Annotated in this window: 8 protein-coding genes; 7 read left to right on the top strand and 1 reads right to left on the bottom strand. The window is 73.7% G+C overall.

The window, feature by feature from the left end:
- Positions 1 to 125: 125 nt before the first annotated feature.
- On the bottom strand, positions 126 to 791 hold the full coding sequence (locus OZN99_RS22880; RefSeq protein WP_270937569.1) for a GntR family transcriptional regulator: 666 nt from the start codon (positions 789 to 791) through the stop codon (positions 126 to 128).
- 44 nt (positions 792 to 835) lie between these two features.
- On the opposite strand from OZN99_RS22880, the gene OZN99_RS22875 reads away from it, so the two are divergent.
- From OZN99_RS22875 to OZN99_RS22845, 7 genes are all read left to right on the top strand, one after another.
- A complete protein-coding gene (locus tag OZN99_RS22875) occupies positions 836 to 1,711 on the top strand; it encodes an SMP-30/gluconolactonase/LRE family protein (RefSeq protein ID WP_270937568.1) in 876 nt (291 codons plus the stop codon).
- Between the two features lie 98 nt (positions 1,712 to 1,809).
- Entirely contained in the window at positions 1,810 to 2,268 is a 459-nt protein-coding gene (locus OZN99_RS22870; protein WP_270937567.1) for an RrF2 family transcriptional regulator, read from the top strand.
- 76 nt (positions 2,269 to 2,344) lie between these two features.
- Positions 2,345 to 2,575 (top strand): hypothetical protein, encoded by a 231-nt coding sequence (locus tag OZN99_RS22865; protein WP_270937566.1) that lies wholly within the window; start codon positions 2,345 to 2,347, stop codon positions 2,573 to 2,575.
- A gap of 46 nt (positions 2,576 to 2,621) precedes the next feature.
- Positions 2,622 to 3,638, top strand: coding sequence for a sulfate ABC transporter substrate-binding protein (locus OZN99_RS22860; RefSeq protein WP_270937565.1), 1,017 nt, complete (start codon positions 2,622 to 2,624; stop codon positions 3,636 to 3,638).
- Positions 3,639 to 3,657: 19 nt separating this feature from the next.
- Positions 3,658 to 4,506, top strand: a complete 849-nt coding sequence (gene cysT, locus OZN99_RS22855) for a sulfate ABC transporter permease subunit CysT (RefSeq protein WP_270937564.1) — start codon at positions 3,658 to 3,660, stop codon at positions 4,504 to 4,506.
- Positions 4,503 to 5,348 carry a sulfate ABC transporter permease subunit CysW gene (gene cysW, locus OZN99_RS22850; RefSeq protein WP_270937563.1) on the top strand — a complete coding sequence of 282 codons (846 nt, stop codon included), beginning with the start codon at positions 4,503 to 4,505 and terminating at the stop codon, positions 5,346 to 5,348. The genes cysT and cysW overlap by 4 nt, the downstream gene beginning before the upstream one ends.
- The coding region (locus tag OZN99_RS22845) for a sulfate/molybdate ABC transporter ATP-binding protein (RefSeq protein ID WP_270937562.1) at positions 5,345 to 6,390 on the top strand (1,046 nt) is incomplete at its 3' end. The genes cysW and OZN99_RS22845, both read left to right, overlap by 4 nt.

Below are 6,390 nucleotides of genomic sequence, written 5' to 3'. Positions count from 1 at the left end.
AGGCCCCCTGCGCGCGGGCGGACCGGGCTGCCGTCGCCGCCGCCATCAGGGCCAGCGCGCGGCGGCGGGTGAGCGTGGTCATGGAGCCGTCCTCCTCATGCGATCCTGCAGCGGCCCGGCGCGGCTCAGAGCTGCGCCAGGAGGTCGGCCTTCGCGGCCATGGCATGCGCGAAGGCCGCAGCGGATGCCGCCTCGGCGTCGCGGGCGGCGATGGCGGCGAGGATCGCGCGGTGCTGCGCCGCCGCCTGGCCCATCCGCTGCGCCCCGAAGCCGAGCCGCAGGCGCACCGCGTTCACGAAGGCGCTGCGGGCCTTGTAGATCGCGGTGGCCTGCGGGTTGTCGGCGGCGGCCTCGATCGCGTCGTGGAACGCCTCGTTGGCCTCGAGCGCCGCAGCGGCGTCGCCGCACGCGGCCGCCTCGGCATAGGCGGCTTCGTGGCGGGCCATGTCGGCGAGCTGCTCGGGCGTCGCGCGTTCCGCGGCGCGGCGCGCCAGCACGGACTGCAGCGCCCCGCGCAGGTCGTAGAGGTCGGCGAACAGCCTGGCGTCCAGCACCGGGACGACGGCGCCGCGGTGCTGGCGGATCTGCACCAGCCCCTCGCCCTCCAGGCCGAGCAGCGCCTCGCGCACCGGGCTGATGGAGACGCCGTGCGCGCCGGCGAGCTGCGAGAGGGTGCGGTGCTCCCCGGCGGGCCAGGCGCCGGAGAGGATCTCGTCGCGCAGCCGCGCGCGCAGCCGCGCATAGGCGGGGGTGGAGAGCGAGGCGGCATCGAGGCGTCGGGGGCTGGCCATCGCGCATCCTAGACATTCGATTTTATGAAATGCAAGATGCGGGCGTGACCGTCGCGCCGATTCGCATCCTCGACGCCGCACCTCGCGCCCTGGTCGGCGAAAGCCCGGTCTGGGACGAAGCGACCGGGCGGCTGTGGTGGGTGGACATCCGCGCGCCCGCCCTGCACCGCACCGACCCCGCGACCGGCGCGACCGAGACCTGGCCGCTGGCGGAGCCGGTCGGCTCCCTCGGCCTCTGCCGGTCCGGCGCAGTGCTGCTGGCCCTGAGGAGCGGCATCCACCGCTTCGACCCAACCGACGGCACGCTCGACCTCCTCGCCGCGCCGGAACGCGACCGGCCGGCGAACCGGCTGAACGACGGCAAGGTCTCGCCGGAGGGCCGCTTCCTTGTGGGCTCCATGGACGACCGGCCGGAGAAGGCGGCCACCGGCGCGCTGTGGCGCCTCGATCCCGGCGCGCGGGACTGCGCCCTGCTGGCCGACGGGCTGATCGTATCGAACGGCCTGGCCTGGAGCCCGGACGGGCGGACGCTCTGGCATTCCGACAGCCGGGCCTCCGTCATCTGGACCTGGCGCTACGATCCCGCGACCGGCGCGGCCACGGATCGCCGCGAGGTGGCGCGGCCCGACGCGGCGACCGGCCGGCCGGATGGCGCCGCGATGGACGCCGAGGGCGGCTACTGGAGCGCCGGCGTCTCCGCCGGCCGGCTCAATCGCTGGATGCCGGATGGCCGGCTCGACCGCGTGATCAAGCTGCCGGTCGCCGCGCCCACCATGCCGTGCTTCGGCGGCCCCGGGCTGCGCACGCTGTTCGTGACCAGCCTGCGCCCGGCGGATGGCCGCGCCACGCCGCGCGACGGCACGCTGCTCGCCCTCGATCCCGGCATCGCCGGCGTGCCGGTCGGGCGCTTCGCCGATTGATCCGCGGCCGGCGCGTCCTTGCCGGCGCAAGGGCTTCCTAAATCCGATCTATCCGATAGAGTTTTTCTGCCAGCCAGCACGGGCCCAGCGGAACCATCATGCTCACCCAGCGAGCGAAATACGGCCTGCGCGCCATGGCGCTGCTCGCGGCGAACTGCCCGCCAGGCGGCACGATCTCCATCCCCGACCTGGCGCAAGGCGGGCACATCCCGCCGAAGTTCCTGGAAGCCATCCTGCTGGATCTGAAGCGCCACGGCTTCCTCACCAGCCGGCGCGGGAAGGCAGGCGGCTACGCGCTGGCCCGGCCGGCCGAGCGCATCGCGATCGGAGACCTGATCCGCGCCCTCGACGGCCCGCTCGCGCCGATCCCCTGCGCCAGCCTCACCGCTTACCGCCCCTGCACGGACTGCGCCGATCCGCCGAGCTGCGCGATCCGCCGGCTGATGCGCGAGGTCCGGGACGCGATGGCGCAGATCCTGGACGGCACGAGCCTGGCGCAATTCGCCGCCTCCGCCGGCACGGAGCCAGCAGCCGACATCATGGCAGAAATGCGTTGACGTAATCCCCACAGACTCGATAGGGTTTATCGGTGCCGGATCGATCTGGCGCGATGACCCGACGGAGGCCCCTGTGGTGACCACCACCGACCCGACCCGCCGAGTTGGTTCTCCCCTGGAGGCGGCCGGCGCCGTCGCCTCCCTGCTGTCGCTGATGGGCGGCGCCCGCGGCGCCGCCGAGCTGCGCGAGGCCGCCGCCGCCCTGCGAGACATGGCCGGCACGCTGGAGCGCATCGCCGCGCGGCACGAAGCGCCCTGTCCCGGGGGTGCCTACGGCCCCGGCTGGCTCCCCCAGCGCGGCGGCTGACCCCGCCAGCTCCCTCCGCCTCCTGTCCATCTCGGAGTCCAGACCGATGCCGTACCGCGGTATCGCGCCGACCCGGCGCGCCCTTCTCGCAACCCTTGCCGGGGCCGTCGCGACGCCCGCCATGGCGCAGCAGCCCGGCACGCTGCTCAACGTCTCCTACGATCCGACGCGCGAGCTGTATCGCGAGTACAACCAGCTCTTCGCCGCGCGCTGGCGCGCGCAGTCCGGACAGACGCTGCGGGTGAACACCTCGCATGGCGGGTCGGGCCGCCAGGCACGCTCCGTCATCGACGGGCTGCAGGCCGACGTGGTCACCCTCGCGCTCGCCTACGACATCGACGCCATCGCCGAGCGCGGCCTGATCGCGCGGGACTGGATGACGCGCCTGCCGTACAACAGCGCGCCCTACACCAGCACGATCGTCTTCCTCGTTCGCCGCGGCAATCCGAAGGCGATCCGCGACTGGGGCGACCTGCTGAAGCCCGATGTCCGAATCATCACGCCGAACCCGAAGACCTCGGGCGGCGCGCGGTGGAATTACCTCGCCTTCTGGGGCTGGGCGCTGCGCCAGCCCGGCGGCAGCGCCGCCACCGCCGAGGCCGCGACGCGCCAGCTGTTCCGCCAGGTGCCGGTGCTGGACACGGGCGCGCGCGGCTCGCTGACCACCTTCGCCCAGCGCGGCCAGGGCGACGTCTTCCTGTCCTGGGAGAACGAGGCGCATCTGGCGCTGGAGGAGTTCAGGGACGCGGGCCTCGAGATCGTCTACCCGTCCTTCTCGATCCTCGCCGAGCCCTCCGTCGCGGTGGTGGACGGCAATGTGGACCGGCGCGGCACGCGCGCGGCGGCGGAGGCCTATCTGCGCGGCCTCTACGAGCCGGAAGGCCAGGCCCTGGCCGCGAAGCACTTCTACCGCCCGCGCGACGCGGCGCTGCTGGCCGCCAACGCCGCGCGCTTCCCGCGCATGGACCTGATCACCGTGGACGAGGTGTTCGGCGGCTGGGCCGAGGCGCAGCGCACCCACTTCAACGACGGCGGCGTCTTCGACCGGATCACCGCGCGATGAGAGCAGGGATCGCATCACGATGAGCGCGACGCTCGCCTGGGCACGGCCATCGCGCGTCGCGCCGGTCCCCGGGCTCGGGCTGACGCTCGGGGTGACGCTCGCCTGGGTCGGGCTGATCGTGGTCGTTCCCCTGGCGGCGCTGGCGATCAAGCCGTGGGAACTCGGCGTCGCGGGCGTGGCGCAGTCGCTGGCCGAGCCGCGCGTGCTCGCGGCGCTCGCCGTGTCCTTCGGCGCGGCACTGGTCGCCTCGCTCGTCAACCTGCCGCTCGGCCTGCTGCTGGCCTGGACGATCGTCCGGCTGGACTTCCCGGGGCGCCGCGTGCTGGACGGCGCCATCGACCTGCCCTTCGCGCTGCCCACCGCGGTCGCCGGCATTGCGCTGACCGCGCTGTTCGCGCCGAATGGCTGGCTCGGCGCGCCGCTCATGGCAGTCTTCGGCTGGCAGGTCGCCTATGCCCAGGCCGGCATCGTCGTGGCGCTGGTCTTCGTCGGCCTGCCCTTCATCGTGCGCACGGTCGAGCCCGTGCTGCGCGACATGGGCCGCGATGCGGAGGAGGCGGCGGCGACGCTCGGCGCGACCCGTCCGCAGACGCTGGGCCGCGTGGTGCTGCCCGCGCTGGCGCCGGCGCTCCTGACCGGCTTCGGCCTGGCCTTCGCGCGCGCGGTCGGCGAATACGGCAGCGTCATCTTCATCGCCGGCAACATGCCGATGCAGACCGAGATCGCGCCGCTGCTGATCGTGATCCGGCTGGAGCAGTTCGACTATGCCGGCGCGGCGTCGGTCGGGCTCGCCATGCTGCTGCTGTCCTTCGCGATCCTTCTCGGGCTGAACCTGCTGCAGCGGACGCTCCGCCGGGGGCGCCGATGAGCGCGCGGTTCCGCCCGGCCCATGCCGACGCGCCCTGGGCCAACGCGTTGCTGGCGGGCGCGGCCATCCTCGTCGCCGTCGTGCTGCTGGCGCTGCCGCTGGCCGCCGTCTTCGTGGAGGCGCTGCGCCGCGGCCTGCCGGTCGCCCTCGCGGCGATCCTCGAGGAGGACAGCCTGGCCGCCATCCGCCTGACCCTGGCCGTCGCCGCGATCACCGTGCCGGTGAACCTCGTGGGCGGCGTCGCCGCGGCCTGGGCGGTCGCGAAATGCGAGTTCCCGGGCAAGCGGCTGCTGGTGACGCTGATCGAGCTGCCCTTCAGCGTCTCGCCGGTCATCGCGGGCCTGGTCTTCGTGCTGATCTTCGGCGCGCAGGGCTGGCTCGGGCCCTGGCTGCAGGCGCGCGACATCCAGGTGATCTTCGCGCTGCCCGGCCTGGTCCTCGCCACCGTCTTCGTCACCTTCCCCTTCGTGGCGCGCACGGTCATGCCGCTGATGCAGGAACAGGGGCGGGAGGAGGAGGAAGCGGCCGCCACCCTCGGCGCCTCCGGCCTGCAGACCTTCCTGCGCGTGACGCTGCCCAACGTGAAATGGGCGCTGCTGGCCGGCGTGCTGCTCTGCAATGCCCGCGCCATGGGCGAGTTCGGCGCGGTGTCCGTCGTGTCGGGCCACATCCGCGGGGAGACCAACACCATGCCGCTGCATGTCGAGATCCTCTACAACGAGTACCAGTTCGCCGGTGCCTTCGCCGTCGCCGCGCTGCTGGCGCTGCTCGGCCTCGTCACCCTCGCCGCCAAGACGCTGCTGGAACGCGCCGCAGGCCGCCGGGCCGGAGGTGCCGCATGAGCGTCCAGATCCGCGACGTCGTCCGCCGCTTCGGCGCCACCGCGGCGCTGGAAGGCGTCTCGCTCGACATCGCGCGCGGCGAGTTCGTCGCGCTGCTCGGCCCCTCCGGCTCGGGCAAGACGACGCTGCTGCGCATCCTCGCCGGGCTCGAAGGCAGCGATGCCGGCAGCGTCCGCATCGAGGGCGAGGACATGACCGGCGTGCCGGCGCGCGAACGGCGGATCGGCGTGGTGTTCCAGCACTACGCCCTGTTCCGTCACATGACGGTGTTCGACAACGTCGCCTTCGGCCTGAAGGTCCGCAAGCGCCGCCCGCCCGCGGCGGAGATCGCGCGCCGCGTGCGGGAATTGCTGGCGCTGGTGCAGATCCCGGAGCTGGAGCGGCGCTACCCCGACCAGGTCTCGGGCGGGCAGCGCCAGCGCGTGGCGCTGGCCCGCGCGCTGGCCATCGAGCCGCGGCTGCTGCTGCTCGACGAGCCATTCGGCGCGCTGGACGCGCTGGTGCGCAAGGATGTCCGGCGCTGGGTGCGCGGGCTGCACGAGCGGCTGGGCATCTCCACCATCCTGGTCACCCACGACCAGGAGGAGGCGATGGAGATGGCCGACCGCGTCGCGGTGATGGAGCGCGGACGCATCGTGCAGTGCGACACGGCAGAGGCGCTGCTGCGCGATCCCGCCACGCCCTTCGTTGCCGGCTTCCTGGGGGAGGCGACGCGGCTCGACTGCCAGGTGCGCGGCGGTGTCGCGCATTTCGATCCGCTGCCGCTGCCGCCGCTGCGCGTCACCCTGCCGGATGGCCCGGCACAGGCCTTCCTGCGGCCGGGCGACATCGCCGTGCACACGGGGTCCGGGCCCGGCCTGCTGCGTGCCGTGCGCGACGCGGCGGATGAGCGGCCGCGGCTGGTGGTGGATCTGCAGGGCTGCCTGCTCGACGGCATCGCGGCAGCCGGGCACGCGCCGCTGCGCAACAGCCCCTGCCGCGTGGCGCTGCGCGGCGGCGTGCTGTTCGGTGCGGACGGGCAACGTGCCCGCGCCGAGCCGAT

Origin of the sequence: Falsiroseomonas oryzae (assembly GCF_027856955.1) — a bacterium.
Classification (GTDB): domain Bacteria; phylum Pseudomonadota; class Alphaproteobacteria; order Acetobacterales; family Acetobacteraceae; genus Falsiroseomonas; species Falsiroseomonas oryzae.
Note: the sequence above shows the minus strand (reverse complement) of the source record. Positions and strands in the feature narration are given on the sequence as shown.

What these genes read in the sequence shown, in the direction of transcription:
- OZN99_RS22880 (WP_270937569.1), bottom strand. Translation starts at nt 791, where the DNA reads ATGGCCAGCCCCCGACGCCTCGATGCCGCCTCGCTCTCCACCCCCGCC.
- OZN99_RS22870 (WP_270937567.1), top strand. Translation starts at nt 1,810, where the DNA reads ATGCTCACCCAGCGAGCGAAATACGGCCTGCGCGCCATGGCGCTGCTC.
- OZN99_RS22860 (WP_270937565.1), top strand. Translation starts at nt 2,622, where the DNA reads ATGCCGTACCGCGGTATCGCGCCGACCCGGCGCGCCCTTCTCGCAACC.
- cysT (WP_270937564.1), top strand. Translation starts at nt 3,658, where the DNA reads ATGAGCGCGACGCTCGCCTGGGCACGGCCATCGCGCGTCGCGCCGGTC.
- cysW (WP_270937563.1), top strand. Translation starts at nt 4,503, where the DNA reads ATGAGCGCGCGGTTCCGCCCGGCCCATGCCGACGCGCCCTGGGCCAAC.